The sequence below is a fragment of the Oleiphilus sp. HI0086 genome (assembly GCF_001635225.1).
The window spans coordinates 1-715 of record NZ_LWFZ01000200.1 but is presented as its reverse complement, the minus strand read 5'-3'; the positions used below and the strand labels follow the sequence as shown (position 1 = coordinate 715).

1 protein-coding gene is annotated in these 715 nt (G+C 44.3%); it reads right to left on the bottom strand.

The genetic code is table 11. The annotated features are described in order from the left end of the window. Positions 1 to 715: formyltetrahydrofolate deformylase (purU, locus tag A3756_RS02750; protein WP_068552879.1), on the bottom strand; the 715-nt coding region annotated here is incomplete at both ends.

The window sequence follows — 715 nt, the reverse complement described above, 5'->3', positions numbered from 1 at the left end:
ATATCTTCTATCGTATTACTGTGACTAATACGAATCACATCCTGGTCGATAATAGGCCCTTCGTCCAAATCTTGAGTGACATAGTGACAGGTTGCACCAATCAATTTCACGCCTCTGTCATAAGCTTGATGGTAAGGCTTTGCCCCAGCAAATGAAGGTAAGAAGCTATGATGAATATTGATCACGCGTCCTGCATATGTCTCACACAGGTCAGCAGGTAAAATCTGCATATAGCGAGCAAGTACCACCAAGTCGGTCTGGTATTCATCCACCAAGCTACTAACCTGGTCGAAAGCAGCTTGTTTGTTTTGTGGGTCTACCGGCACATGGTGATAAGGAATATCGTGCCATTCAACCATACGGCGTAAATCATCGTGATTGGATATCACTGCCACAATTTCCGCATCCAGCTCATTGCTGTGCCAGCGATGTAGTAGATCCGCTAAACAATGGGATTCCTTTGAAGCCATCAACACGACGCGTTTCTTAGTATTAGAATCGCTAATACTCCATGACATGGAAAACTCTTTGGCAATGGGTTCAAACACTGTTTTGAAGTTTTCCAGATCAAAAGGAATCGAACTCGCCTTGATCTCATTGCGCATAAAAAACCAGCCGTTCTTCTGGTCGGCATGGTAACTCGCTTCAGTGATCCAACCATTATAAGTTGCCAGAAAGTTACTGACTTTTGCGACTATACCAGTACGGTCAGGGC